Consider the following 26,519-nt stretch of genomic DNA (forward strand, 5'->3'; position numbering starts at 1 on the left):
GTGACCGGGGGTTACAGGGCGCCTTTGGTGGAAGGCATGATGCCCGCCATGCGCTCGTCCATTTCGATCGCCATGCGCAGTGCGCGGCCGAACGCCTTGAACACGGTTTCAATCTGATGGTGGGTGTTCTTACCTTTCAGATTGTCGATGTGCAGGGTCACCATGGAGTGGTTAACGAAGCCGTGGAAGAACTCTTCAAACAGATCAACGTCGAACCCGCCCACGCTGGCGCGGGTGTAAGGTACGTTCATGCACAGGCCGGGGCGGCCAGAGAGATCGAGCACCACGCGGGACAAGGCTTCGTCGAGCGGCACGTAGGCATGGCCGTAACGGCGGATGCCTTTTTTGTCGCCAACGGCCTGCTTGAACGCCTGACCAAGGGTGATGCCGATGTCTTCCACGGTGTGGTGGTCATCGATGTGGGTATCGCCGTTACAGGTGACGCTGAGGTCAACCAGGCCGTGACGGGCGATCTGATCCATCATGTGATCAAGAAAAGGCACACCGGTGTTGAAGGTGGCCTGGCCGGTACCGTCGAGATCGATTTCTACCGTTACCTGGGTTTCAAGGGTATTGCGCTCTACCCGAGCCTTACGTTCAGCCATGGAGACTCCGTGATAAAAACTGGCACGCTGCCAAATACGATGATCCGTGGATTATACCTATTAACGCAGCCGGAGTCCCGCCACCGAACGTAATGCCGGTTTCCTCAGAAGGCTTGCTTGAGGTTGTTCATGTAGGTATCGACCAGGCTGTTGAACTCGTGCTTGATCACCGGGCTGATGGCCAGCTTGAGAAGACTCGGCAGGGGTACGGTAAGTTCAGCGCTGGTCTGGAATTTCAGCGTGGTGAGGTTGTCGTCTTTGCGGGTGATTACCCAGGAGCCGCTGACCACGCCATTGCCCTCGCCTTTAACCGGCGTCCAGGAAATAGTTCCCGCGTCTTTGTCTGCGTGATAAGTGCAGGCATAAACAGACTGGATGGCATGCTTGTCTACGCCTACCTTTTCCATTTCCCAGCGATAGGCGTTATCGCCAAGATCGACCAGCTTATCCACTTTCGGAAAGTGGCTGGCGGATTTTGGGACATCTGCCAGCAAATCGAAGACTTCATCATAGCTGGCCGGGATATCGAGATTCCGGTTCAGCTCAATGGATACAGTAATGGCCACAGCCGACTCCTTTTTGTGCTTATTAGTGCCACGGGAACATGCGTTCCCACGAAAATTTGCAAGCTATTCTGACCCAAGACTAACGCATTGTCATACTCCTGCGGTGTTAATTTGCTAACCCTGCGTTATCCTTTCGGTTATTCATTTAGTAAAACCCAGGGCACCGGCCCACCGACGAAGAAAAGGAAAGCCCGTCATGAAAGCTGTCCGCTATGTCATTTATGCCATTCTGGCACTTCTGTTGCTGGTTGTTGCCGCCATCGTGATTGCCGTTGCGGTGATAAACCCGAACGACTACAAGCCACAGATCGAAGCCGCTGTTGAAAAGCACACCAATCTGGATCTGATTCTCGAAGGCGACATCGGCTGGTCGTTCATTCCTCTGGGCCTTGAACTGAACAAGGTTGAAGCAACGCTGGGCGGCGAGCGCTTTGTCGCCCTGGAGCAAATGATTGCCCAGATCGATTTCTGGTCACTTATTGCCATGTCTCCGCGGGTGAACACCTTCCTGCTGAACGGGCTGGATGCACACCTGGAGGTCGACAAGCAAGGCCAGGGTAACTGGGGCCGGATTATGACTGAGACCGCTGCAACAGGGACCGAGAGCGAAGCCCAGACACCAGCCGAAACGGAAGCTGCTGAACCGGCGCCCGAGTCCGGCGATGGCAAAGCGCTGAACTTCAACATCGAGAATGTTGAAATCAGCAACGCCAACGTGCATTACAACGATCTGAGCACCGGCCAGTCGGTGACTCTGGAAGATTTCACCGTACTCGCCAGCAACATCACCCTGGGCTCGGAGTTCCCGCTGGAAATCCGCTTTCGGGTGGAAACCAGCCAGCCGGAGTTCGCCGTGGACGGCAACATCCGTGCCCGCCTGCAGGCCAACCAGGCGCTAAACGATTTCACCATGGCCGGGCTGAAAGCCGTGTTCGATATGAGTGGCGAACCCTTCGGCGGCAAATCTGTCACCGCAGAACTGGCAGGCGCCCTGGCCGCCAATCTTGAGAATGAAACCGCGTCCCTGACCGGCCTGACCGCCAGCCTGGCTAACCTGAAGCTGAACGCAGACCTGAACGTAAAGGGCTTTGGCGACAAACCGGCGCTGAATGGCCAACTGGCTATCGCCGGTTTTTCGCTGAAAGCGCTGCTTGAACAACTGGGCCAGGCGACCATCGAAACCAGCGACCCGGGCGTACTCGAAAACATTGCCCTGAAAACCAAGCTGGGCGGCAAACCTGGCGTGATTGCGCTGTCGGATCTGGCGATTACGCTGGATGACACTCAATTCAGTGGTGGCGGCAGCTACACCCTTGGCAACGGCGCTCTGATATTCGACCTGAATGGCGATAAGCTAAATGCCGACCGCTACCTGCCACCTGCCGCCGAAGAAGAGGCAGCCGCAAGCTCAGACAGTACCGAAGCACCCACCACCGCGGCCAATACACCCGAGACCGACCTGCTGCCGCTGGAAACCCTGCGCAGCCTGCTGCTGGACATCGACTTCGGGCTCGGTGAGCTGATAGTCAGCAACCTGACCATCAACGACATCAAGGCCAGCACCACGGCTAAAGGCGGCCTGGTGCAGGTTGACGAATTCAGCGGCCAACTCTACAACGGCAGCTTCGGTGCCACCGTGGCCATAGACGCCCGCAGCGATGACCCCAAGTGGCGCGTCCGTTCCGACGTAAGCAACGTACAAACCCTTCCCCTGCTGACAGATCTGGCAGAAGTCGACATGCTTTCCGGCGGCGCCAATCTCAAAGTTGCCCTGGGCACCAGCAGTAATCGTATGTCCACCTTGCGCAGTAACGCCAAGGGTGAAATCAGCTTTAATCTGGCGGAAGGCGAGTTCCGCCGCATGAACCTGACGCGCATGGCCTGCCAGGGTATCGCACTGGCGAACCGGGAAAGCCTGACCACAACAGACTGGGGCGAGACCACACCCTTCAACGATATGCGCGGCACCCTGGTTATCGACGGCAACACGCTGAATAACACAGATCTGTTGGCAGCACTGGCAGGCATGCGCCTTGAGGGCAATGGCACGGTAGACCTGCTGGCAAGTAAACTCGACTACGAGGCAGGCCTGCGGATTGTAGGGGAGATTCACCGGGATCAAGCCTGCCGCGTAACTGAGTACGTTGAAAACGTTGTAATTCCGGTAGAGTGTCGCGGTAATTTTGTTGAAGACCCGGCGGGCCTGTGCTCGTTCGATGGCTCGCGCTTCCGCGATACCCTGAAAGACATTGCTGCCAACGCCGCCAAGATCAAAGCCAAAGAAGAACTGGATCGGGCAAAAGAAAAAGCCGAGAAAGAACTTGAGCGGGCCAAGGAGAAGGCTGATGAAAAGCTTGATCGCGCAAAAGAAAAGGCAGAAGAAAAAGTGCAGGAAAAACTGAAAGAGAAGCTCAGCGGCGAGTCCGGTGAAAAAGTGAAAGATGCTTTGAAGGGCCTTTTCAAGCAATGACCGACCGCTTCGCCGAACGACTGCTAGATTGGTACGACCAGCACGGCAGGCACAACCTGCCGTGGCACCACAACCGCAATGCCTACCGGGTTTGGGTGTCGGAGATTATGCTCCAGCAAACCCAGGTAGCTACCGTTATCCCCTACTTCCAGGCCTTCATGGCACGCTTTCCCAGCGTGCAGAGCCTGGCAGACGCACCGGTGGACGATGTGCTCAGCCACTGGTCCGGCCTTGGTTACTACGCCCGCGCCAGAAACCTGCACAAGGCCGCAATTCAGGTATGCGAACAACATAGTGGCGAGTTCCCCGCCGACCAGGAACAACTGGAAGCCCTGAGCGGCATCGGCCGCTCGACCGCCGCTGCGATCATTGCCCAGGCCTTTGGCGAACGCGCCACCATACTGGACGGCAATGTGAAACGGGTTCTCGCCCGCTACCACGCCGTTCCCGGCTGGCCGGGCCAGACAGCGGTACTCAACCAACTGTGGCAGCACGCCGAAACACACACCCCGGATACCCGGGTGCGCGACTACACCCAGGCCATCATGGATCTCGGAGCTCTGGTGTGCACCCGCAGCAAACCGGATTGCGACCACTGCCCTTTGCAACCCGGCTGCAAGGCCCGTGCCCGCAACGAAATGCGGCTTTACCCGGGCAGCAAACCGAAAAAAGACAAACCCGAAAAAACCACCTGGATGCTGATTCTGGAAGACACAGAAGGCCGCGTACTGCTGGAGCGACGCCCGCCCACAGGTATCTGGGGCGGCCTATGGAGCCTGCCGGAACTTGACCCGGCGTACGGAGCGGAAGAACTGCAGGAGGCCTGCAGCCGGGAGCTCGGGTTGAACTGCCACACCCCGGAACTGATTACCGGCTTTCGGCACACCTTCAGCCACTACCACCTGCACATACAACCAGCCCGACTGCCGGTTAACCGCGCCAGCGCCGTGGCTGATGCCGATAACCGGCGCTGGCTGCACCGCGATGAAGCCCTCACCCTGGGCCTGCCCGCACCCATACGCACCCTGCTGACAGAACCTGAACAGGCCCGCCTGTTGTAACCGAAAGGTTTGTCCTACCGAAATGCACACACCGGCGGGCAAGCTGACTCAAGCCAAAGCGGCGCCGGGTCTGCTATCATGACCGCACACAAAAACCTGCACAGGAGCCGACATGAGCCGCACTGTATTCTGCCGTAAATACCAGAAAGAAATGGAAGGCCTGGCCATGCCCCCGATGCCCGGCCCCAAAGGCCAGGACATCTACGACAACGTCTCCAGAACCGCCTGGGAAGAGTGGCAGAACCAGCAAACCATGTTGATCAACGAAAAGCACCTCAGCCTGATGGACCCAAACACCCGCAAATATTTGCAGGCCCAGATGGAGCACTTCTTCAACAACGAGCCTTTCGACCAGGCTGAAGGCTACGTTCCGCCTGAAAAATGAGCCATTTGATCAAGGCCCGAGCAACACAAAGAAACTTCTGAAAATTTTTGCCAACCGGCCTTGACTCCCAAACCCTAAACCGGTTTAATAGCGCCCCGTTGGAGCACACAGCTCAACACGCCCGGATAGCTCAGTTGGTAGAGCAGAGGATTGAAAATCCTCGTGTCGGTGGTTCGATTCCGCCTCCGGGCACCACTCCTTCCCTCCAATCAATAACTTAGGAGGGATTTAGGAGTTGTCCCATCATTAGTCCCCACATCCCAGATTTGCTTAGAAAACACTCAGACATTGACCGAGTGCAATCTTTTCGTACTCCTTCACGAAGTTAGCTCTGTACAACCAAATCTTCCGTAACCGCCTGTTTTGCATCTCCATTCAACCATAAAGTCGCTCTCCAGCCAATTCCTTGGCCAAACGGCGCGATCGTCTGCCTTAGGCGCGAAACCTCTAAAAAGAAGTAACTTTACGGAGCGATGCTGCGAAATGCGGTCCTGGTCTCGCCAAACATACTGTGGTCGGAGGTTGGAGTTAAAACTTGGCCGCTAGGGTCGCAAAGCGAACATTCAGGAAGGTTCATGAGTTTTGGTCCAAGTGGTTTTTTCGAGTCTTCGGGCATTTGGAATGGAACTTTCTGGTGCTATCCAAAATGCCCGAAGACTTGACCATTGAATTACCTCTTTAATTTAACGCATTGATAGTACGCACCGGTATCAGGGCTTCGTATCCGGCCGAGGCACTATATAGATCACGGATCACCCCAGCTCGACGGAGTTTGACCCCAGTAAGCTGTCTTGCGCTATTTATTGCGTCCTCCAGTCTGCCAGTGCCACTGGCCAGCTCGTTCAGACTGGCTTCCCAGTGCGCGCGCTGGTTTGGCAAGTGTCGCTCGTTGAGGATGTTCAGGCGACCATGGCCGGCCTCAACGCTTGCCCTCAGTTTAGCGATCGAAGCCCGCCATTCCCGCTGAGCCTGAGTGGCCAGCCATCGTTTTTGTGAGGCTTCGGCAGTCGCCTTTCGAACGGCGCTGTGCTGGCGCTGCCCACTAAATGGAATCCGAACGCCAATGCCGACGACCCAACGTTTTCTCTCGTCAGCCCACAGGCTGTTATAGCCGGCATTAGCTGTGAACGTAGGTCTACGATCGACTTCGGCAACATCCAGCCGCGCGCGCGCCTCGGCTTCCCTTGCCTCGGCTGCCCGAATCAGCGGATGATCTGGTTCCAACTGTCCATCGGCGAACAGAAGCGTTTCAGATGCCTCCGTCAGTTGCAAACTGGCCCCCGTCGGACGACGCCCAAGCAGAGGAATCAGGTCGCTGGCTAGCCCGGCCTTTTCCGCTTGCAGCTCTACTAGTCTGGCATCTAGAGTGTCCAACTCCGTTTTGACCCTGAGCATTTCACTTTGCGAGCCGATGCCATAGTCAAGCCTCTGTTCCGTTACGGTGGCCAGTTGCTCTACCAAAGCGCGTGTCTCATGATGGAGATTGATCGCTTCATTGGTATACCACCAATATGCATACGCCTCCTTAACGCGAGCTGTCAGCTGCCTTATTAGCCACTGAGTCTCCTGCTGGGCGGCAAGCATTCCGGCCTCCGCTGCCTTGCGAGACGCCGACAGATGATCCGGCCAGGGCAGCTGCTGGCTTACCTCAAAGCGATGCCCAACTGTATTAGGTCCCTCTAGAGTTTCAGGCGCAATGCCATACTTGATGACCGGGTCGGCCCAAGTATCTGAGCCCTCCACTTTGGCTTCTGACATTTCGGCGACAGATCTTTGCGCGCCCAGGCACCTTGCTTTTATTGCTACTGCCAGCGGGCATTGCGCTAATGGGGCTTGCATGGCTGGTTCACGGCCTCTTACTGGACCGGATGTCCCGGGAATTCGTCGAGACACGTCTCAAGGATGAGGTCGCCTTTCTGGAGCATCAGATTCGTGATTCTGGCGGTCAATTGGACAGTCTCCAGACTGGTGACTATTTTCAGGAAGTCTTTCACCACGCCTTCGCCATACATTCTCCGTCCAGAACGATCATTTCCCCGGATTCCTGGGCACCGGTGTTAACGTCGTTAATAGAATCAGCAAAGGATGGGACCGTTCGTGTTCGGGATGCGGACACCGTCGAAGGCCCAAAGAGCATTCTTGCGTACCGAAAGTCGTTCCGGATCGGCGATACGCCGATTGTAGTGATCGTGTCCGAGGATCTTGGCGCACTGAAACGCAGCCAGGCAGAGTTGCACGGGTGGACGGCCATCGTCTCTATTCTGCTGATTCTGCTGTTGGTCGTTGTGATCTGGTTCGGTATCAATCTGTCCATGCGCCCTGTCGTCGAACTGAAGGCCACGCTGAAGCGACTTCAGGATGGCAAGGTCTCGCGGATTCATGTCCAAGCACCTGAGGAATTTCGACCGCTGGTCCAGCAGCTCAACCAATTGCTCGACTCGCTGGATCAACGCCTGGAACGATCAAGGGATGCGCTGGCGAATCTGTCTCACAGCGTCAAAACCCCCATTGCGGCCGTCCGGCAGATTCTTGAGGACACCAGTCGTCCGCTCTCCAACGATCTCCGCCTTCAGATGACCGCGAGACTCAATGACATCGACAAACAGCTTGAAGCCGAGATGCGCCGAAGTCGCTTTGCAGGGCCACAGGTTGGGAAAAGCGCTTACCCTCTGAAACAGGCACGGGATCTAGTCTGGATGCTGGGGCGACTATACCCGGAAAAGTCCTTTGAACTGTCGAGCTCCCTGCCGGAGGACGCCCGCTGGCCGATCGAGGAGCACGACCTGAATGAAATCATGGGCAACCTTCTGGACAATGCAGGCAAATGGTCGGAACGATGCGTGGAGCTGTCACTCGTTCAACACTCCGGAAATCTGCAGATCGGCGTAACAGACGATGGGCTCGGCGTCGCGGACGCTGAAATCGGCAATCTGGGTCGACGGGGGTTGCGGCTGGACGAGCAGACCCCAGGCCATGGCCTTGGGCTGGCGATTGTTCGAGAAATTGTCGAACGCTACAGTGGAACCCTCAACTTCTCACCTGCTCCGAAAAGTGGGTTGTCCGTGATAGTTGACCTTCCCAGGGCGGTCCCGGTGATCAATCGTTGACCCGGCCACCTGGTATGTGGTTAAGCGATCACATGTGGATAGTGTTTGTATAGAAAACTTTCCTCACCGTAATGCCTTTTTCAAGCTAGATTCAGCTTCGTCTGTTGTTATAGCGGGTCGCTTGAAGTCCGGTCTCTTAGCTAATTTTGATTTGCTCTCGAGAAGGGCGACAGCCACAATTTTCCAACATCCAGAGACGGCGCTTATAGATGAAGGTTCTAATTGTCGAAGACAACGCGGTACTCGCAGAAAAAATCTCCGTTTGGCTTGCGAAGGAAAACTTTACTGTAGATGTTGCCCAAAACGGAAAAGAGGCAAATTTCTTCGTAGAGACAAGCAGTTATCAGGCGATCATTCTGGATATAGGACTGCCCGACGAGAACGGGCTTTCTTTGATGCAAAAATGGAGAAGCAGTGGCAGAGATGAAGCTATTCTTATTTTAACTGCCCGCTCCAACTGGACAGAGAGAGTTGAGGGCTTGAATGCCGGGGCAGACGATTATCTTCCAAAACCCTTCGAATTCGATGAACTAAAAGCTCGACTTAGCGCCATAATACGAAGAAAAGACGGGCGAGCAACTGATAAGATCATCGTGGATGGTTTTCTACTTAATGCAACCTATAGAACCCTAACAACTCCCGATCATAAAGAGTTCAGACTAACCGCAACGGAGTACCGCCTTTTACAATGCTTTCTTCGCTCTCCTGACAGAGTTTTCTCACAGGACGAACTTGTTGAAGCACTCTATAATATCGAAAGGTGCCCAACCAGAAATGTCGTTCAAGTCTACATAGCCAGGCTCAGAAAGATACTCGGAAAAAAACGAATAAAAACATTGAGAGGACAAGGATATTACTTTGCAAGAGATTCTCTTCAAAAAAGGGTTGAAGCTTAAATGATTTTACTGTGATTTAACCATTTTCCTCAAGGACCAGGGCTCGCCAGATAAATGCGCTGGCCCACAAACCGGGCCAGCTTTCTCAACGATTAACCATTTCGGTGAAAAATACCAAATAGATTAAAAAGACTTAGTCCAGCCCAGCCAAAACTTCGGGTCGTCCGAACTGACCGAACCAAGTGCGTTACTTGAATCGATATCAGCGTACTCCAGATTAACACTAAAAGCTCCAAAGCTTCCCGCATCTTTGGTGACGTTAACAGCTGCATGTCCGTAGCTCGCCTCGCCAATAGACGCCTTGCCATCATCAGTGAAATCATAATAGCCAATCAAAACACCTGTGCTGAAATCGTCTTCCAGTGGCACATCAACTGATGCGTAATAATAGATATCGCCTGGAACGAACAGCCCTTCGCCGCTTACGTCGCTGTTTGCTGTGTAAGCAACACCTATAGATACAATGCTGTAACTCAACTCTCCGTATATTTCGCCAAAATCAATAGATTCAGGAGCATCAGGGTAAGAGTAATAAATGTAGCCAACATCGTAACCGATATCCTCAATTACACCGGAGAAGCCAGCATAAAGATCAAGCTCGTAGCTCGTCCCATCGCCGAAATCCACATTGGAGCCCCAGCCGCCAACATAAAGCCCCGACGCATGTTCGTAGTCAAGCCCGCCTTGCGTCGCCGTTGAGCCATCTGTTTGTGTCACACCGCGAAATAAGTAGTTGCTTGTTATGCCCAAATTAGCACTAACACCTGCGCTGGCAATTAACGGGACCGCTTGGAGAGTTACGAGCAAACCAACACTTAGCAAACAATCTTTAGTCGAGATACGTCTTTTCATCGTTTTTACCTTCTATTTGGGCAGCTTAGTTATTTGCGCATTGAATAACGCACCTATAATGCATACACGTTTTGTGCCACCTTTTAAAAAACTTATTCTATGAGCAATTATTGTCAAATCAGGGCCGCAGTTCATAAAAATGATTAAATATTTAACAATTCAATGCAATAAGCACTCTGCTTCAAGTGTTGCATTGCTCGTCGATAGTGCGCTCATCAATAATGCGCACCAAATAGGAACAAGAATTGAAAAAACGATGACTAAAATAGAACTATTTTTAACTTGGTAATTCTAGATTAGATATGGTTTTATGAAAAATCGAGGGAGGTCTGAATTAGCCATGAATACTGCAAAATATCTTAGTTAAGAATGCAGCTTTCCAACATTTTGCGCTCTGTCTTCCTTACGAGATTCATCAATACTAAAGCGCGACTTTCGCAATTTTGGGAAAATTAACAAAATCTACCATTAAATTAATCTTGGAGCCACGTAATTGCCCGTCTGGCTCCAAGTAAACAACGATAAATGTTATTGCTTTTCCGAGAGATCCCCAATCAACTCTTTAATCAATCTATGTTCTTCCTTCAGTTTTTTGATGGTCTCGCTCTCTTCCACACGATACTGGGAGGAACGTTCATCTATGCTCTTATTAGGATAGCTTCTTGCCTCGTTGTATCTGTCCGCTTGCCCTCCTGCGTGGGCTATAGAAGCACCACTTGCCACGAAAGAAGCTACTATAATCATGGATACTTTCTTCATAAAACGGCTCCGACATTTTTTTCAATTAGACCAGCAACATTCAATGGCCTTGGGTGTTTAGTAGAACATCGAAACTTTAAACACACTTGAAAATATATGCTGATGAAACGTTTTTTTTTCAGCGGCTACCACAAGCTCAAAAGCCATTTAGGTCGGCTTTGATTTGATGACACTAAATCAAGTTATTCAAATGCCTAAGAACGATAAGACCAAGCCAGACCGATCTGAAGACCAGAGCGTCCCTCGCTCCGGCTCGCACCCGTTGCGGCACGCTTCGATTCCAACTATGCTTTCCGATCAGAGCACCTCTATGTGCCTTCAACTGAAGCCTTCCGCTCAATCGACAAAAGCACCTTCATGACAGCGCAGAAAAGCATCCGAAAAACTGTCCTCCAATATGGCATCGCTTTCAGCCTCTTGTATTTTTTACTAATTTTTTTCTCGCACACTTATGTAATAGAGCAGCTTTCGAACGAGTCCAGAAAACATCGCCTTGACAAGGAGGTGGAGAGTTTTCAAACCATCATTGAAAACGAAGTTCCGACGCCCGACGAGATTGGCAGCATGATTGATCGATTCCAATTGCTACTGGAGCACGCCCTCGTCGTCGAAGTGAAAGACGGAAGCATCATTGCCAGTAGCAACATAGATCAAACAACGTTGCGAATGGTTTCAAGAAAGCCGGCGGGCTTTGTAGAAATATCCCAAGGTGCAGATGGCCTTCTTGGATTGAAACGAGGTTTCGGAATTGACAGCCCGCTTTCGTCAGTCACCATCCTGGAAATGGAAAGTGGACTCGCCGAGCGATCCAGTGGGGCTCACCTGACCTTGCTGGCTGCCTCCGCATTATTACTTGTTGTTCTCTTGGCTCTGGTAGGCACCACTACTTACCTCGCTTTGAAACCGATCGAACACATCAAGGAAGACATGAGGAGACTGCAATCTGGCAAACAACCTCGTTTGAATCCTGACGCACCAGAGGAGTTCAGTCCGCTGATCAAACAGTTCAATAACCTACTTGAACTAGCAAGTCGTCGCCTTGACCGCCACCGCCGCCTCAATTCCGATCTTTCTCACATGGTCAAGACCTCGATCTCTGCCAATCTCGCAATCTTGTCAGACACTGGTTCATTACCTCCGTCCCGCGACGACATAGAGTTCATGACCTCCAACCTAAAGGATCTAAGCCGGTCCTTGAACTACCGCATGAGCAAGGCAGATATCTCCGGCAGGCAGATGGGGCAAACATGTTTTCCGATTGAAATAGCGAACAACGTCATTTCTGTCATGGAAAAAATCTTTCCCGATAAGAGTTTCCGTATTAATACATCCTTGCCGAATAACTTCAGTTGGCCCATGGAGCGTCAGGACCTATCAGAGTTATTCGGTAACCTGCTCGAAAACGGCGGGAAATGGAGTCAGGCTGAGATTGACGTTTCAATAAGCCAGACCGATTCCGGGCTAACGATAGAAGTTGCAGACGACGGCCCTGGGATTACTCCAGAAGCGGCCTCAAAAGTGATGGATAGAGGTTCCCGGCTTGACGAAACCGTTTCTGGATTTGGATTGGGACTGTCCATCGTGTCCGAAATACTAGAAGACAATTTCGGACGGATGAACATTGGCCCCTCAGAAACAGGGGGCGCCAGAATTACAGTTGTGCTTCCTTTCCCAGAGTAGAGCACAACCATAATTCCTCCGCCCCGCTATGACGGAGGGATTACCCTCCCCTGCTCGCGATCAAAACTGTGTATTTCCACCTATCTTCTACCGTTGCATATCATCGAGTTTAGCCCTTGAGAAGCGCGTGAATAGAGCCGGCAAAACAAAAAGCGTTAGGAAAGTCGCAGTCACGAGACCACCTACAATCACGCTGGCCAATGGCTTCTGGATTTCCGCACCCACGCCCGTCGACAATAGCATCGGTATCAAACCGAGTGCCGAGGTTATTGCTGTCATCAAGACAGGACGCAAACGGGAGACGGCACCTTCAAACACCGCAGTATCCACGTTCAACCCATCCTGTATTCGCTGATTGATGCTTTCGACCATTACGACCCCGTTAAGCACCGCCACACCAAACAGTGTGATAAATCCAACGGAACTGGGCACCGAAAGATACTGGCCGGAGATCCAGAGTGAAAAGACGCCACCAATAACGGCAAGCGGCACGTTGACCAGAATCAACAGCGCTTGACCAACCGAACTGAAAGCAAAGTACAGCAACAGCGCGATCAGGCCCAGAGATACAGGTACCACAATGGTCAATCGCTTCTGAGCTCGTTGCTGGTTTTCAAACTGACCACCAATATCCACCGAATAGCCGGGGGGAAGGTTCACTTCTGTCGCGATGGTATCCTGAATATCGGCAACCACACTGCCCATGTCACGACCCTGCACATTAGACTGAATGACCACACGGCGCTGAACGTCATCGCGGCGCACCTGAGGCGGGCCGGACTCAATAGACACATCGGCCACATCACCGAGTCTCACCCAGGCTCCAGACGGCGCCTGTAACCTGAAATCGGCAATGGCATCCCGGTCTTCCCGGAAACGTTTGGCCAGACGCACATAGATATCGTACCGCTCATTTCCGTTGATGATCTGGCCCGCGGCGGCACCACCCAGTCCATCCCGGACGACACTCATCACATCAGACACGGCAAGTCCGTACCGGGATAGTGCCTGACGGTCAGGCTGAACCACCAACTGCGCTTCACCAGCAATCTGCTCCATGGCCACGTCTCGTGTTCCCTGAACTGTTCGGACCGCCGCTTCAATCTGCTGGCCTTTCTCCGCCAGTACGTCGAGATCCGGGCCAAAGAGTTTGATGGCCAGTTGCGCGCGGACACCTGACAGCAATTCATCAACCCGAGTCGCGATAGGCTGAGAAAAGTTAAACAGTAGCCCCGGGTGTTGTTCGAGCTTCTCCTCAATCAAAGCCTGCAATTCATAGCGATTACTGGCGCTGGTCCACTCGGCTGTTGGTTTGAGACCAATATATATCTCGATGTTATTGACTGGTTCCGGATCGCCGCCTATTTCCGCTCGGCCAGCCCGGGACAGGGCGTAGGTCACCTCTGGAAATTCCATCAGCATGGCCTCCAGTTTCGGCGCCACTTCAAGCGCGGTATCAAGGCTTGATGAGGGGGCTAGCGTTACCCGGAGGTTAATGGTCCCCTCTTCCAATTCGGGGACAAACTCAGTACCGAGTCGCGGCACGACCAAGGCCGCCAGCACAACAAGGACAGCTGCTGCACCGACAACAGAGCGGGTGTGTTTCAACGACCAGTCAAGGCCCTTGCGATAAAGCTTTTCGAGGGGCTTTAAAATGAAACTTTCCCGCTCCCGAATACCCTTGCGAAACATAAACGATGCCAAGGCCGGCACAACCACCAGAGCAACGATCACAGCGGACACGATGGCCAACATTATGCTGATCGCCATTGGCTGAAAAAGCTTGGCTTCCACACCTTCAAAGCTGAATAAAGGCATGAAAACGACCAGGATAATCGCCGTCGCGAAAAAAATTGGTCGCGCCACTTCCCGGCCTGCCTCCTGCAGTCGAAGCGCAATGCCATGGTCATCGTGTGACGCGTCCAATGGGTCAGGGTCGTTTTTCACCAATTCATCCCGACGGGCGTCATGCTCAGCATCCGGATGCGTCAGATGTTTGAACATGTTCTCGACCATAACAACAGAGCCGTCCACCAGCATGCCAATTGCCACAGCAATGCCGCCCAGAGACATCAAGTTGGCCGAGAGACCGAACCAGGCCATGATCATCAGCGCAATACCGATAGAAATCGGTATAGAAAGCAGCACGAGCGTTGTTGCCCGAAGATTCATCAGAAACAGGGCAAGCACGATCGCAATAAACACAAAAGCCAACAGAAGTGCATTGGTCACCGTCTCTACGGCCTTGGTCACCAGATCCGCCTGGTTGTAATAGGGCTCAAAACGAACCCCACTCGGAAGCGCCTGATTTATGCGATCAATGCGGGCCTCGATGCCGTCGATGGTGGCTTTTGTATTGGCCCCCATTCGTTTGAGTACAATGCCAGAAACCACTTCACCCAGTTGTTCAACCTGACCGTCTTCATCCTTCCGGGTCATGGTCACCGCACCCTGGCGAATTTCAGTGCCCAGCGCTACCTGGGCGACATCGCTCACCGTCACTGTAATGCCATCACTGGTTTTAACGGGCACTTGACGGATCTGCTCCAGCCCCTGCTCGCCATTACCCAGCCAGCCCATACCGCGAATAACCAACTGCTCCTGTCCACGGCCCATATACCAGCCCCCAACATTGGAGTTGTTGTTCTCCAGGGCGTCCATGACGTCGTTCTGTGATAAGTCATAGGACAGCATTCGCGCCGGGTTCAGATTGACCTGGTACTGGCGGACCTCTCCGCCAAACGACAGAATCTCTGTTACCCCTTCAGCAGGTATCAGCAACAGCTTGACCAGCCAGTCGTGCAAGCTGCGTAATTCCATTGCGTCGTACCCCGAATCCGGGTCCGCTATCAGCAAGTACTGGTAGACCTGGCCGAGACCGGACGTATTCGGGCCCATTTCAGGCACCCCGACCCCGTCCGGAATCAGCTCCCGCGCGGCCTGCAACCGCTCGAACACCAGTTGGCGCGCGAAATAGATATCCGAGCCCTCTTTAAAGACCACGGTGACACCAGACAACCCGGTTTTGGAGATGGACCGAACCTCCTCAACATCCGGCAACGCATACATCACCGCTTCAATGGGATAGGTGATCAGTTGCTCGACTTCCTCGGCCGCAAGTCCGGGCGCCTCTGTATTAACAGCGACCTGGACGTTTGTAACGTCAGGGAAAGCATCAAGATTCAGTTTTGGGATCTGAAACGCGGCCGTGGCGATAAGCACTGCAAGCGCAATAAGAACCAACAGGCGGTTCTGAACCGCCCAGTCGACAACTCGGTTGAACATAATGGCTCCCGGAATCAGTGGTTGTGTGGGTCAAAGCCGCCTTTGGCAATTTCAGAGGCCACAAAAAATGCGCCCCGCGAAACGATCCGTTGGCCCGCAGTCAGGCCCGAAATTTCACGGAGTCCGCCAATTGCGCGACCCAGTTCCACTTCCACAGGCTCGTACTCCCCTTCAGCCTCTTCCACATAGACCGTCCAGTCGCCATCGGCGCCTCGCATCAACGCACTCTCCGGCACCGCAAGCACCGGCTCCGTGGTTTTAAAAAGGAAATACACATCTGCAAACATTCCGGGATGAAAACGATCTTCCGGATTGTCCAGCTCCAACCGAACAATTCGCGTGCGGGTCACAGCGTCAATGGTATGAGCTTCCTGGGATACCGTTGCCACAGCTACTCGGCCTGCAACTCTTACTTCCGCTTCGGCCCCTTGCTTAAGGACAATGTCGGAGTTTGCTGGCAGGTGAGCCTCTACCCAAAGTTCGCTTTCATTAGCCAGAGTCACCAGCGGTTGGCCTGCCTCAACTCTTTGTCCTTGCTCAAACTCATCGGTCAGCACTGCGCCATCCACGCGAGCTCTGAGCGTGTATTCACCGAGACTACCTACGCCGCTGGCCTTCAACGCACCAATGTCATCATCGTTTAGCCCATAAGCAAGCAGAGTCGCCCTCGCCGCTTCAATATTCGCTTTCGCCGTATTGAACCGCTGATCACCAACCACGGAACGACCCAGCCCGCTGATTCGCTCCCATTCAGGAAAAGCCTTCCTGTAATCAGCCTGCGCCTGTGCCACCGTCTCACTGAACAGGGTTACCAGTTGCTGACCTTTGGTTACGTGCTCACCCAATTCCACGTGACGTCTCAACACCACCGAGGCAACCCGGGGGGACACGTGATAGCTGGTATAGCCGTTGGTCAGCAGCTCACCGGGAGCGTAGATTTCATAGTCAACGCGCTTGCTCTCGAGGGTTGCTACCTCAATGCCGGCGAGCTCTTTCTGTTTGGCATTGATGCTTGCGGTAGTTGATTCTTCATGACCACCATCGCTCTCCTCTTCGTGGCCATGACCTTGTTCCTCTTCATGCTCACGTTCTTCAGCATGCCCGCCCTCATGCTCATCCTCTTCACCGGTACCTTCTCGATGATCGTCGCCACCGGCGGCATGATCATGGCCCGCCTCGTTATGCGCATCTTCCTCGGCCTGCACCAATGAAGGGGGAGCTATAAACAGCGTCAATACAAATACTGAAATCAGAGTTTTTTTCATGATGACTATCCAGTTTCCAGAATATTATTGGAAGGGGGTGATCAGTTCGCCAGACTGGCTCAAGAGTTCAATCAGGCCCAGCTGCGCCAGCTTTTCCAGTTCAATACCGGTTTTCAGGCTCTCCGCGCGCTGGCCTAACGCCTGGAGATACTCAGAGGTGGAGAGGTCGCCGACCTGCCACTGCTTCTCAAGCAAATCGGCACTTCGCTGTACACGCCCCTGGGATAGTTCTTTCCATCGACGAAGTTGCTTGTCGTATCGCTTCCAGGAAGCGCGAGCGCCTGCCAGGTCATATTGTTGTTTCCGGTAGAGCGCCTGAAACCGCGCTTCGGCCTCCAGAGCCCGTCGATTCGCGGCCCGGATTTCAGCGCTGTAGTTATTACGGACGTTCAGAGGGATCGAGAATGTCAGGCCAACCACGTTCTCGCCGCCGTCACGCCCTCCGCTCAGCCCTACTGTCGGCGATGCTGTGGCTTTGCGTCTCGCAACCTCTGCCTCACTTTTCAACACCTGCCACTTGGCTCGAGCGGCTGCAATTGACGGGTGTGCCAACAGATCAGCCTCACCAATCTGGGACTCCAGCGCTGACCAGATATACTCGGGGATTCCCCCATCCTGAGGCCTCCAGTCCGGCAGACGTTCTCTAACCTGAGTTTCTGCCCGATCAACTGCGGCCTTTGCCTGGGCGACTTCGCTCAACTGACGGGATAGATTTAAAAACAGAAGCTCTGCGTCGGCACGCCCCAGATCACCTGCCTGCTGGCGCTGTTCAACCTGGTCCAGCAAGGCATCCAGGCGCTGCTGTTGGGATTCAGCAATTTCCTCAAACAGCGTAGTAGCGCGCCACTCGACAAGCGCAAACAATGATTCAGACGTTTGTGTCAGAACTGCTTCGCTCAAGCCAGCTTGCGCAGACAGCCTGATCAGCTTTGCCTTCTCCTTTAATGCACCCTGCTGATCAGACCAATCGATCGTTTGTGACAGCCCTGCCTCAAAGTTGTTTTCACTGCCCGTTCTGTCTGCTCCCACAGACAGCTCCGGGTTATACAGCGGTTGTTCGCTTGCCTCAGCGTCCTCTTTCCGCGCTGCCGCCTGCTCTGTCGCTGCCAGTACCTCCGGGTGCTTGCTTATCTGGCCAGTGAGCCAATTCGCCCAATTAACAGTCTCAGCTTGACCGAACAGAGGAATGGACAATAGTACTGAACACAGCAACGCCCGAGGCGAGTGCTTGCTTGCCTTCATCGACTTTCTCCCGAAGCGATTAATAGCCAAAAATCATAGGTGTAAGGCGCCTATGACGAGGCAGGAAAAGATCGAGATAATAAGTGCAAACTTTGAAATGAGTTTGAATTCGGAAAAACAGTTCAGATATGAGTCGCTAAAAACTCTTTGTAGCGCTTCTCAATGAGGCTAAGAACGGCAGCTCGCGACCAATCGCCGCGATGCCACCGTCTCATTTCAGGAAGGGGCTAGATTGAAGTGGGTTGGAGTGCGCTTTCGTCGGTCGCCCCGTCTTCAATACGAACGGCCTGAACCAGTCGGGATACCAGTACCTTGCCGTCCCCCGGGTGTCCATCCCGGGTCCTGCTCGTTCGCACAATGATGTCCACAACTTCATCGGCAACAGCATCGGTCGCTACATCTACTTCCAGCTTGACCATCTGCACTTTCTCCAGAGGCGATTCATCGCCAACCAGATGACCAAATTCGTTGAGAGACACGACAGCAATGCTTGCCACCCCCTTAACTTTGGCCAGAGCATCAACCACATGCTCTGCCATCACTTCTCTGACATACGCTTTTATTTCATACATAAACCGCCTCCTGACTATCAGACTTCAACGTCACGACGTTCGGATGCAAACCATTGATACACGCTGGGCAACACTACCAACGTCAGCAGCGTTGACGTGATCAGACCGCCAACCACAACCGTTGCCAGTGGCCGTTGGACATTAGAGCCAATGCCATCGGCCAGCAGCAGGGGAATCAGCCCCAGAATAGCCACAGAGGCTGTCATCAGAACCGGCCGCAAACGACGTTGAGCGCCCAGCTTGACTGCTTCAGTGACTTCGTAGCCTTCGTCCCGCAACTGATTGATGTAGCTCACCATTACCACACCGTTCAGTACGGCTACGCCAAACACCGCAATGAACCCCACAGCAGCGGGCACGGAGAGGTAAAGCCCCGTCACAAACAACGCGACAATGCCACCAGTAACCGCAAAGGGCACATTCATGAAGATCAGCGCCGCATAGCGAAGACTACTGAATGCAGAAAAGAGAAGCAGGAAAATAAGCGCCAGGGTAATGGGCACAACGATCGCTAGCCTTGCCATGGCCCTTTCCTGGTTTTCAAACTGACCGCCGAACTCCACGAAATACCCCGGCGGCATATCCACTTGCTCCTCGATCCGCTTGCGCAAATCCTGAACAACACCGCCCATATCGCGACCACGCACGTTCATCTGCACGTACTGACGGCGACTGGCATTGGAGCGTGAAATTTTCTTGGGGCCTGCGTACATTTCAACATCGGCCACCCGTGCAAGCGGGATAAGCTCGCCACTGTTGCCCCTGAGGGGAAGCTTTCTGATTTCATCGATGGACCCGCGATAGGACTCTTGCAGCCGGGCGAAAATCTCAAATCGACGGACACCGTCGAACACCAGCCCGGCGCCTTTACCACCTATACCGGTTTCAACCGTACTCATCAGGTTATCGACGCTGATGCCGAACTGCGCCAGCACTTCACGGTCGGGGCGAATAACGATCTGTTTTTTACCCGCACTCTGCTGCGCGCGCACATCTGTTGCACCCGGCACCTCTTTCGCCAGGGCCGCTACTTCCCTGCCGATTCGGCCCAGCTCGTCCAGGTCGTCACCGAAGATGCTGGCGACCAGCTGCGCCTGAACGCCTGACAAGAGCTCGTCGGTTCTGAGCTGAATCGGTTGGGACAGATTGTTGGCAAGCCCGGGAACCCGCTCATCCAAAGCCTCTGCAATCCTGCTCTGGAGATCCTCATAGCTCACTTCCTCTCGCCACTGATCCAGAGGCTTCAGATTGACAAGCGTCGCGACAACGTTCACAGGTTCAGGATCACCACCCACCTCGGCACGACCGATCCTGGCATAGGTGCCGGTCACCTCTGGAAATTCATCTACAACGGACTGGATCCGTTTGCCGTATTTGATGGCAGATTCCAGGCTTGCTCCAGGCGGCAATGTCGAGCGAATCTGGAACGTGCCTTCCCTGAGCGTGGGCACGAATTCGCTCCCGAGATAGGGAAACAGCAGAAGACTGCCGGCAAAAGCAATGACGGCAACGCCCATCACAATCTTAGGGGCTTTGACGACAGTATTCACCACCGGCTTGTATAACCGATTCAGGAACAGAACCAGCTTCGGCTCTTTGTGACGCCCGCCCATCTTGAATGACAGGGAGGCCAGAACCGGCACCAACGTTAACGCGAGCAAAAGCGCACCGATCAGAGCAAAGCTGATGGTGTAGGCCATGGGCGAAAACAGCTTGCCCTCGACGCCCTGTAGCGTAAACAGTGGAAGGAAAACGATAATGATGATGCCTATGGCGAACACGATCGGACGGGCCACTTCCCGGGCGGATTCACCCACAAGCCTCAGAACGCTGACATTTTCCTCTGATCGTTCTTCCAGATGTCGGAAGATGTTCTCTATCATCACGACGGCGCCGTCCACCATCATGCCGATGCCAATAGCCAGCCCCCCCAGACTCATCAGGTTGGCCGACAGGCCCGACATGCGCATAGCAATGAACGCAAAGAGTACAGACAACGGCAACGTCGCCACCACGATCAGTGTGGAACGAATATTTCCCAGGAACAGATAGAGAAAAACCAGCACCAGAACCGAGCCTTCAAGCAGCGCTTTCTCGACAGTGCCTATAGCCTTGCCCACCAAGTCTGCCTGAGAGTAATACGCTTCTATTTTCAGCCCTTCAGGAAGTGACTTGTTCAGATCATCGATTTTTGCGTTGACATCCTCTAGAACCTGACTGGTGTTGGTACCAATCAATTTCATCACGTAGCCGCCCACGGACTCCTCACCTGAGGACACCTCTGCGCCACGGCGAATTGCCGGTCCAAGGCCAACCTCCGCCACATCCTTGACGTAAATAGGAGATTCTCCCTCACTCTTGGACACAATGATGTTCCGGATATCTTTGATGCCTGCGGTACCGGAGTTGACCCAGCCGTAACCACGGACAATGTACTCTTCACCTCCTCGAGTAATGAATGAGGCGCCAACGTTACGATTATTCTGGGTGAGGGCACCTCGAACATCAGACACCGTCAGGTTCCTTGCCTGAAGCTTCTGCGCATCAATATTGACCTGGTACTGCTTTACCTCGCCGCCGATAGAAAGCACACCGGTTACGCCCGGCACGGTCCTGAGCTGGGGTTTGACAATCCAGTCCTGAATCGTGCGAATTTCCTGCAGGCTGTATTGATCTTTATCCTCAGCTTCCAGGGAATACATCAGGATGCGCCCAAGACCGCTTGCGATGGGCCCGAGTTCGGGTTCCCCCATCCCTTCGGGAATCTGGCGCTTGGCCTCGGATAGCCGTTCGTTTACCAGCCGCCTGGCGAAGTAGATATCGGTGCCATCTTCGAAATAGATGGTCACCCGCGAAAGTCCGAAAATCGACGTGCTCTGCACTTTTTCTAACTTGGGAATACCATACATGCTGATCTCAACGGGATAGGAAATCAGCGTTTCGATATCAACCGGCGACAATCCAGGACTGGTAGTGAATACCTGAACCATGGTCGGTGTCGCGTCCGGAAACGCATCCACCGGCAGTTTTTGAAATGAAAATACGCCGGCAACGATCACGGCGATAGCAAAGACAAGCGTCATCAAACGATTGTTCAGCGCATAATTCACAATTGCGTTGATCATGCTCCCCCCGAGTATTAGTGTCCGTGAGCGGCGCTGCGGCCACTGGCGGTAATGGCCGACATCAGATCAAAAGCGCCCACTGAAACCACTTCCGTGTTTGCGCTGATGCCGGACTTAATCTCTATCCAGTCGTTAGCCTCCTTACCAAGAGTGACTGGAACCGCCTTGTAGGCTCCCCCTTCATTACCCGGAACAAATACAACGGACTCGTCATCGATGGTTTGCACGGCATCGTGTGGAACTAGGGGCAGTGATGCCGCCGATTGAGTCATGACTCTCGCTTTGGCATAGGTATTTGGACGAAGGTCGCCGTTGGGGGATTCGAGTACAACGCGAACCGTAATGGTGCGGGTTTCCTCATCAAGCTCATTTGAGATCCAGGACACTTCCCCGGTGTGAAAGCGGTCTGCAACCGACTTTGAGAAGACCTGAACTTCATCTCCGACGGATACCCTGCCAATGTCAGTTTCGGCAACTTGCAACATCACCCACACCACAGAGGTATCAGCTACGGTAAAAGGCGTATCTGAAGAGCTTAAGGTTTGGCCCAACCGGGCATCCATGCGCTCAATGCGCCCCTGGATAGGAGAACGGAGCGCGTACTGTGCAAGACTGCTATCTGCGCCTGACGAATCACTGCCAAAAACCTCCAGTTGCTCACGAATTGAATCGTACTCCGCTGTAATCTCAAGATAAGCGGCCTTGGCGTCCAGGAACTCTTCTTCGCTGGTGAAGCTTTCACTCCGCAATTGCTTTTCTCGCTGATACTCCGCAGTCGCGGCTTCTTTCCGAGCTTTCAACGAGTTCAGGCGGGAACGAATGCGAGCCAACTCAACGCTGTTTAACGTGGCCAACAACTGGCCTTTTTCAACCTGGTCCCCCAGATCAACAGCCAGTCTCGTAAGCTTTCCCTGCAATAGCGGCCCTACCTCAGCGACGCGATCCGGAACATAATGAACTTCAGCTGGCGCAGTAACGATATTATCAGCACGACCTCGGGGCACCGTTACAGTCTGCACGGAGAGCAACTCCCTCTGCTCTGGAGTCAGATGAACTTCGCGGGCCTCACTGCCTTCAGCCGAGTGCCCAGCCTCACCCTTTTGGTGCTGCCCTCCTTCGGCTTCTTCGGCGCCGTACGCCAGTGGCTGATAGACCAGAAAACTGATCGCGACAAACAATATCTGCAGATTTCGAATCATCTAAACACCTTCGATATAAGAGAACGTTCAACCATTAATTTTCTTGTCATCAGGAACCGGATGACATTGAAAGGGCACCACCGGTGCTCACTTCCAACGCCCGGACGGCGTCGATATAGTCGTGTTGCACTTGGACGTATTCCTGCCTCACCGACAAAAGATTGTCCTGAGCGGACAGGACATCGGAAGCATCGACTTTTCCCGCTTGAAGAGCTTTCTGCATCAGTTGCAGCGTTTCCTCCGAACGCTCGAGAATCGACTCGTTCATCTGGCGCAATCTGCTTACGGCGGATTCGTACTGAGCTACAGCAGATACGACCTGGCGTTCAGTCGCCAAACGCAGCGCCTCGGCCTCAAGCTCGGAGATTTTCAACTGAGCCGAGGCCTTCCTTTTTTCACCGGAATAATCATGAAACACGGTCAGAGGCATCGACACACCCGCACCAAAAAGGTTGGAGCTTTCCTCCCGCTCGTAGAATCCGAACACTTTCAGGTTCGGAATCGTTAGACTCTTGGCCAGTTCCAGGCCGGACTCATTCGCAGCAATTCTGGCTGCTGCCGCCTTCAGATCCCCTCTCTGGCGCTGAGCCATCGCTACAAGCCGATTAGTTGGTGGCAGGTTGGCACGAGCTACATTGAGCTCCCCCGCGACCCCTACCGCATCGGAGGGGGACACCCCAAGAACTTCCGTCAGGTCAATTTTTGACTGCCTAAGCTTTTGCGCGCTTCGGCCTTTTGGCTTTTTGCTCTTGCCAAGCCAATGGCGGCGGTATTGAGCTCAATCCGGGTCTGTTTGCCCCGCTCAACGGACACCTCAACCAGCTCTTTGGTTCTCTGCATCAGCTCAACGGTGCGGGTTGCCGTTTCCAGCTCTTTCTGTGCAAGCAGTATCTTGAAGTAGGCGGCCCGCACTCGCGCTTTTGTGGCTATTTTCAGGTATTCAAGTTCCTGCTGTTGAGCGGTGAGATTGCTTAGAGCACGTGACTGACTGAGATCGCCTCTATTGCCCATCCAGACTTCCTGAGTAACCCGAACCTCGTAGTTCAGGGACTGATCCGCCTGATCTGGATTGTCACGTCCACTCAACTCAAGCTCTGGATTACTGGGCGCCCAACGGCTGGCGTGATCGAGACCAGCTTCCTGCATGGACACAGCAGCCCGCCTCAAAGCCAACACCGGGCTATTCTCAAATGCCATTACCATTGCCTCATTCAAGGAGACAGCCTGGCTGGCCTTGGCTTGCTGGTACTCCTTGAGTGAAACGCTCTCCCCGGCGGTGGCCGCCGCCGAAGGCATGACGTTCAAGACTCCGGGTACTATCAGCACCCACAACAACAGTCGTTTGTTCATTCAATATCATCCTGGCTATTTGACTGAGATACATGAATCAGCGTTTTCGCCGTAACTGCCAGGACGACACTACAGACAAACCTTTAAATCAGTCTGAATGCCGCTCCATCAGAGCTAAATTGCGACTGAACGGACATTACTTACTAGGGGACTGTTGGATTAAATACCGGGGCAGGTCAAACCGACGAAACAATGGCAGGGATAATGTCGAAAAAGGAGGAGAGGAGAAAGAGCCCCTGACGGCATCGACGTGGAGGTAAACAATAATGTACGACGGGCCTACTAAGGCCCGTCGTAGGGTCCAACTATGTGGAGCAATGTAATAACGAATTAAAAGCTAAATTGCGCAGCCAACTGAAGACGGGTGTTATCAGCTGACTCACCGTTTGCCAGTTCTTTGTTGGCGTAAGACAGCTCAACCCCTACAGTCACCGGATCCGCCACTTGGTAGAAGTTGCTGAAGTACGCGCTCTCTAGCGTTTGGAAAGAGTTTGGAAAGAGAGTCTCGTCCTGATCACCCTCTAAAAACCCATAGGCCACACTCGTGGTGAATTTTGGCGTCCACTTATGGCTCGCCGCAACGTTGAAGCCGTAAGCCTCGATAGTTTCGAGATCACCATCGGAAGTTATATATGCCTCACCGATGCCAGTCCGACTTGCAGTGCTGTCGTTGTTACTGTACGAGCTGTAAAGATAACGACCTACACCATCACCCAAAACAACTCCGGCCATGAGCGAGGTTTCTGAAGTGACGTTGAGTCGACCAGCCGCCATGACGCCATATCCAAACGTAGCGTCGTCACCTGTTGCACTGGCGTCGTCGGTCTTGAGAGAACGGGCCAAGCCAGCAACCTCAAATCCACCACCAGACCCTGCCCACTTGTAACGGGCGGTAAGGTCAGGAACGGTATCACGTGAACCTTCAAACCCACTGGTTTCAGGGTTTTCAGCTGACACCGAGAACTGTCCATCGCCCATTCCCATCGTGTAACGAATCTGTGCCTGACGAATAAAGCTCACACCTACCGGCCCATTAAAGTCCAGTATGGTCGGGTAAGCCGTAAAGTGCATAAAGTTACTCCACGTCTGACCCGCAAGCCAGCCGTTGAGCTCGCCATAGGCGTGACGAATACGAAGCCCCCGTGAATTGGAGAACAGTTCGTTGCCACCACCGCCGTAGAAGTCTGCCTCAACAACCGTAAGCGCCCATAAATCAGCACCTACATTCGTTTATCAAGATTGCCCACACTGATTTCCTCATCAACACCTGGAGGAATCCGCATGACACACGCCGAACGCAAGCGTCTCTGGCAGCAACATATCGAAGACTGGCAGGCGTCCGGTTTGTCCGGCATGGCCTACTGTCAGCAGCAGTCACTGACCTATTGTCGCTTTGTTTACTGGCGCAAAAAGCTGGCTGAGCCGGAGACCGTGATTGCGGAGCGCCCGGCTGGGCTCTCTGGCTTTGCCAAGGTGGCAGCGATGCCAGGCACGGCATTGTCAGATGGATTAACGGTGTCATTACCCGGAGGCGTCTCGATCACCGGGCTGCACGCCGGTAATGTGGAGATACTCGGTGCCGTGCTGAGGCAGCTGTAATGCGCCACCGATACCTTCGCCCCTCCTGGGATCTGCCGGAGATTTACCTGTATCGACAACCCATCGATTTTCGCAAGCAGGCCAACGGACTGGCGCTGATTGTCGAGCAGGAGTTAGGCCATAACCCGTTCTCCGGCGCGCTTTTCGCCTTCACCAACCGGCAGCGCAACAAGATCAAATGCCTGATGTGGGAAGACAACGGCTTCGTGCTCTACTACAAGTCTTTGGCTGAAGAAAAATTCAAATGGCCGGGCCCAGAGGATGAGCTGATGTCGCTGAACGGCGAGCAGATCAATTGGTTGCTGGACGGCTACGACATCACCCTGCTTCATGGCCATAAAACCCTGTATTATGAGAGTGTTGGATAGCGGTTTTTGTGGTGTTTTTTAGTGTGTCAGGGCGTTGTTTTTGCTATAATTTCAACATGAAAACAACGCCTGATAACACCTCCAAAACACCCGATTTCAGCGGTCTCTCCACCGCTGAAATGCTGGCTGTTAT

The 26,519-nt window shown here is 53.5% G+C and carries 21 protein-coding genes, 1 tRNA gene and 1 pseudogene; 9 read left to right on the plus strand and 14 right to left on the minus strand.

The genetic code is table 11. The annotated features are described in order from the left end of the window. Positions 1-11: 11 nt before the first annotated feature. Positions 12-605: an imidazoleglycerol-phosphate dehydratase HisB gene (hisB, locus tag C7H09_RS10630; RefSeq protein WP_106762491.1), complete on the minus strand. Its 594-nt coding sequence runs from the start codon at positions 603-605 to the stop codon at positions 12-14. A gap of 104 nt (positions 606-709) precedes the next feature. After that, positions 710-1,171, minus strand: a complete 462-nt coding sequence (locus C7H09_RS10635; RefSeq protein WP_106762492.1) for an SRPBCC family protein — start codon at positions 1,169-1,171, stop codon at positions 710-712. 196 nt (positions 1,172-1,367) lie between these two features. Between C7H09_RS10635 and C7H09_RS10640 the strand changes: the two genes are divergently transcribed. From C7H09_RS10640 to C7H09_RS10655, 4 genes are all read left to right on the plus strand, one after another. Continuing rightward, positions 1,368-3,641 (plus strand): AsmA family protein, encoded by a 2,274-nt coding sequence (locus tag C7H09_RS10640; protein WP_106762493.1) that lies wholly within the window; start codon positions 1,368-1,370, stop codon positions 3,639-3,641. Next, positions 3,638-4,702, plus strand: coding sequence for an A/G-specific adenine glycosylase (gene mutY, locus C7H09_RS10645; protein ID WP_106762494.1), 1,065 nt, complete (start codon positions 3,638-3,640; stop codon positions 4,700-4,702). Before C7H09_RS10640 ends, mutY begins: the two co-directional genes overlap by 4 nt. A gap of 112 nt (positions 4,703-4,814) precedes the next feature. Further along, positions 4,815-5,087 carry an oxidative damage protection protein gene (locus C7H09_RS10650; RefSeq protein WP_106762495.1) on the plus strand — a complete coding sequence of 91 codons (273 nt, stop codon included), beginning with the start codon at positions 4,815-4,817 and terminating at the stop codon, positions 5,085-5,087. Positions 5,088-5,206: 119 nt separating this feature from the next. Continuing rightward, a tRNA-Phe gene (locus C7H09_RS10655) sits at positions 5,207-5,282 on the plus strand. Positions 5,283-5,765: 483 nt separating this feature from the next. Here the strand turns inward: C7H09_RS10655 and C7H09_RS10660 are convergent. Then, entirely contained in the window at positions 5,766-6,845 is a 1,080-nt protein-coding gene (locus C7H09_RS10660; RefSeq protein ID WP_133005111.1) for a TolC family protein, read from the minus strand. Between the two features lie 68 nt (positions 6,846-6,913). Between C7H09_RS10660 and C7H09_RS10665 the strand changes: the two genes are divergently transcribed. Together C7H09_RS10665 and C7H09_RS10670 are read left to right on the plus strand one after the other, a co-directional pair. Further along, complete coding sequence (locus C7H09_RS10665) at positions 6,914-8,194, plus strand: ATP-binding protein (RefSeq protein WP_226595800.1); 1,281 nt, start codon at positions 6,914-6,916, stop codon at positions 8,192-8,194. Between the two features lie 209 nt (positions 8,195-8,403). Then, positions 8,404-9,090 carry a response regulator transcription factor gene (locus C7H09_RS10670; RefSeq protein ID WP_004581714.1) on the plus strand — a complete coding sequence of 229 codons (687 nt, stop codon included), beginning with the start codon at positions 8,404-8,406 and terminating at the stop codon, positions 9,088-9,090. 123 nt (positions 9,091-9,213) lie between these two features. On the opposite strand, the gene C7H09_RS10675 is transcribed toward C7H09_RS10670, so the two are convergent. Both C7H09_RS10675 and C7H09_RS10680 read right to left on the minus strand, forming a co-directional pair. After that, positions 9,214-9,942 carry a TorF family putative porin gene (locus C7H09_RS10675; RefSeq protein ID WP_004581713.1) on the minus strand — a complete coding sequence of 243 codons (729 nt, stop codon included), beginning with the start codon at positions 9,940-9,942 and terminating at the stop codon, positions 9,214-9,216. A 528-nt stretch (positions 9,943-10,470) separates the two neighbouring features. Continuing rightward, on the minus strand, positions 10,471-10,701 hold the full coding sequence (locus C7H09_RS10680; protein ID WP_106762496.1) for a hypothetical protein: 231 nt from the start codon (positions 10,699-10,701) through the stop codon (positions 10,471-10,473). Positions 10,702-11,013: 312 nt separating this feature from the next. Here C7H09_RS10680 and C7H09_RS10685 point away from each other — a divergent pair, with 312 nt between their 5' ends. After that, positions 11,014-12,381 (plus strand): sensor histidine kinase, encoded by a 1,368-nt coding sequence (locus C7H09_RS10685; protein ID WP_240616556.1) that lies wholly within the window; start codon positions 11,014-11,016, stop codon positions 12,379-12,381. Positions 12,382-12,468: 87 nt separating this feature from the next. On the opposite strand, the gene C7H09_RS10690 is transcribed toward C7H09_RS10685, so the two are convergent. The 9 genes and pseudogenes from C7H09_RS10690 to C7H09_RS10725 all read right to left on the minus strand — a co-directional run. Further along, complete coding sequence (locus C7H09_RS10690) at positions 12,469-15,666, minus strand: efflux RND transporter permease subunit (RefSeq protein WP_094625960.1); 3,198 nt, start codon at positions 15,664-15,666, stop codon at positions 12,469-12,471. A gap of 14 nt (positions 15,667-15,680) precedes the next feature. Further along, positions 15,681-16,931 carry an efflux RND transporter periplasmic adaptor subunit gene (locus tag C7H09_RS10695; RefSeq protein WP_094625959.1) on the minus strand — a complete coding sequence of 417 codons (1,251 nt, stop codon included), beginning with the start codon at positions 16,929-16,931 and terminating at the stop codon, positions 15,681-15,683. Positions 16,932-16,955: 24 nt separating this feature from the next. After that, positions 16,956-18,173, minus strand: a complete 1,218-nt coding sequence (locus C7H09_RS10700; RefSeq protein WP_106762498.1) for a TolC family protein — start codon at positions 18,171-18,173, stop codon at positions 16,956-16,958. A gap of 227 nt (positions 18,174-18,400) precedes the next feature. After that, positions 18,401-18,745 carry a P-II family nitrogen regulator gene (locus C7H09_RS10705; RefSeq protein ID WP_007151691.1) on the minus strand — a complete coding sequence of 115 codons (345 nt, stop codon included), beginning with the start codon at positions 18,743-18,745 and terminating at the stop codon, positions 18,401-18,403. Between the two features lie 17 nt (positions 18,746-18,762). Next, positions 18,763-21,870: an efflux RND transporter permease subunit gene (locus C7H09_RS10710; protein ID WP_058341915.1), complete on the minus strand. Its 3,108-nt coding sequence runs from the start codon at positions 21,868-21,870 to the stop codon at positions 18,763-18,765. A 14-nt stretch (positions 21,871-21,884) separates the two neighbouring features. Then, complete coding sequence (locus C7H09_RS10715; RefSeq protein ID WP_058341916.1) at positions 21,885-23,069, minus strand: efflux RND transporter periplasmic adaptor subunit; 1,185 nt, start codon at positions 23,067-23,069, stop codon at positions 21,885-21,887. A 49-nt stretch (positions 23,070-23,118) separates the two neighbouring features. Next, positions 23,119-23,661 (minus strand): TolC family protein, encoded by a 543-nt coding sequence (locus C7H09_RS20235; protein WP_227508342.1) that lies wholly within the window; start codon positions 23,659-23,661, stop codon positions 23,119-23,121. A 98-nt stretch (positions 23,662-23,759) separates the two neighbouring features. Then, complete coding sequence (locus C7H09_RS20240; protein WP_227508343.1) at positions 23,760-24,419, minus strand: TolC family protein; 660 nt, start codon at positions 24,417-24,419, stop codon at positions 23,760-23,762. 330 nt (positions 24,420-24,749) lie between these two features. Then, positions 24,750-25,604: pseudogene (locus tag C7H09_RS10725) on the minus strand (DcaP family trimeric outer membrane transporter); the annotation flags it as partial. Positions 25,605-25,700: 96 nt separating this feature from the next. Between C7H09_RS10725 and tnpA the strand changes: the two are divergent. Next, positions 25,701-26,018, plus strand: coding sequence for an IS66 family insertion sequence element accessory protein TnpA (tnpA, locus tag C7H09_RS10730; protein WP_106762499.1), 318 nt, complete (start codon positions 25,701-25,703; stop codon positions 26,016-26,018). Further along, positions 26,018-26,386: an IS66 family insertion sequence element accessory protein TnpB gene (tnpB, locus tag C7H09_RS10735; RefSeq protein ID WP_106762500.1), complete on the plus strand. Its 369-nt coding sequence runs from the start codon at positions 26,018-26,020 to the stop codon at positions 26,384-26,386. Before tnpA ends, tnpB begins: the two co-directional genes overlap by 1 nt. Positions 26,387-26,519: the final 133 nt, after the last annotated feature.

The sequence above is a fragment of the Marinobacter fuscus genome (assembly GCF_003007675.1).
Classification (GTDB): domain Bacteria; phylum Pseudomonadota; class Gammaproteobacteria; order Pseudomonadales; family Oleiphilaceae; genus Marinobacter; species Marinobacter fuscus.

Coding starts and splice junctions, on each gene's coding strand:
- C7H09_RS10710 (WP_058341915.1), bottom strand. CDS start 21,870: ATGATCAACGCAATTGTGAATTATGCGCTGAACAATCGTTTGATGACG.
- tnpB (WP_106762500.1), top strand. CDS start 26,018: ATGCGCCACCGATACCTTCGCCCCTCCTGGGATCTGCCGGAGATTTAC.
- C7H09_RS10640 (WP_106762493.1), top strand. CDS start 1,368: ATGAAAGCTGTCCGCTATGTCATTTATGCCATTCTGGCACTTCTGTTG.
- C7H09_RS10650 (WP_106762495.1), top strand. CDS start 4,815: ATGAGCCGCACTGTATTCTGCCGTAAATACCAGAAAGAAATGGAAGGC.
- C7H09_RS10700 (WP_106762498.1), bottom strand. CDS start 18,173: ATGAAGGCAAGCAAGCACTCGCCTCGGGCGTTGCTGTGTTCAGTACTA.
- C7H09_RS10690 (WP_094625960.1), bottom strand. CDS start 15,666: ATGTTCAACCGAGTTGTCGACTGGGCGGTTCAGAACCGCCTGTTGGTT.
- C7H09_RS10675 (WP_004581713.1), bottom strand. CDS start 9,942: ATGAAAAGACGTATCTCGACTAAAGATTGTTTGCTAAGTGTTGGTTTG.
- C7H09_RS10665 (WP_226595800.1), top strand. CDS start 6,914: ATGGGGCTTGCATGGCTGGTTCACGGCCTCTTACTGGACCGGATGTCC.
- C7H09_RS10715 (WP_058341916.1), bottom strand. CDS start 23,069: ATGATTCGAAATCTGCAGATATTGTTTGTCGCGATCAGTTTTCTGGTC.
- C7H09_RS10695 (WP_094625959.1), bottom strand. CDS start 16,931: ATGAAAAAAACTCTGATTTCAGTATTTGTATTGACGCTGTTTATAGCT.
- C7H09_RS10705 (WP_007151691.1), bottom strand. CDS start 18,745: ATGTATGAAATAAAAGCGTATGTCAGAGAAGTGATGGCAGAGCATGTG.
- hisB (WP_106762491.1), bottom strand. CDS start 605: ATGGCTGAACGTAAGGCTCGGGTAGAGCGCAATACCCTTGAAACCCAG.
- mutY (WP_106762494.1), top strand. CDS start 3,638: ATGACCGACCGCTTCGCCGAACGACTGCTAGATTGGTACGACCAGCAC.
- C7H09_RS20240 (WP_227508343.1), bottom strand. CDS start 24,419: ATGAACAAACGACTGTTGTTGTGGGTGCTGATAGTACCCGGAGTCTTG.
- C7H09_RS10680 (WP_106762496.1), bottom strand. CDS start 10,701: ATGAAGAAAGTATCCATGATTATAGTAGCTTCTTTCGTGGCAAGTGGT.
- C7H09_RS20235 (WP_227508342.1), bottom strand. CDS start 23,661: ATGGCTCAGCGCCAGAGAGGGGATCTGAAGGCGGCAGCAGCCAGAATT.
- C7H09_RS10670 (WP_004581714.1), top strand. CDS start 8,404: ATGAAGGTTCTAATTGTCGAAGACAACGCGGTACTCGCAGAAAAAATC.
- C7H09_RS10660 (WP_133005111.1), bottom strand. CDS start 6,845: ATGTCAGAAGCCAAAGTGGAGGGCTCAGATACTTGGGCCGACCCGGTC.
- tnpA (WP_106762499.1), top strand. CDS start 25,701: ATGACACACGCCGAACGCAAGCGTCTCTGGCAGCAACATATCGAAGAC.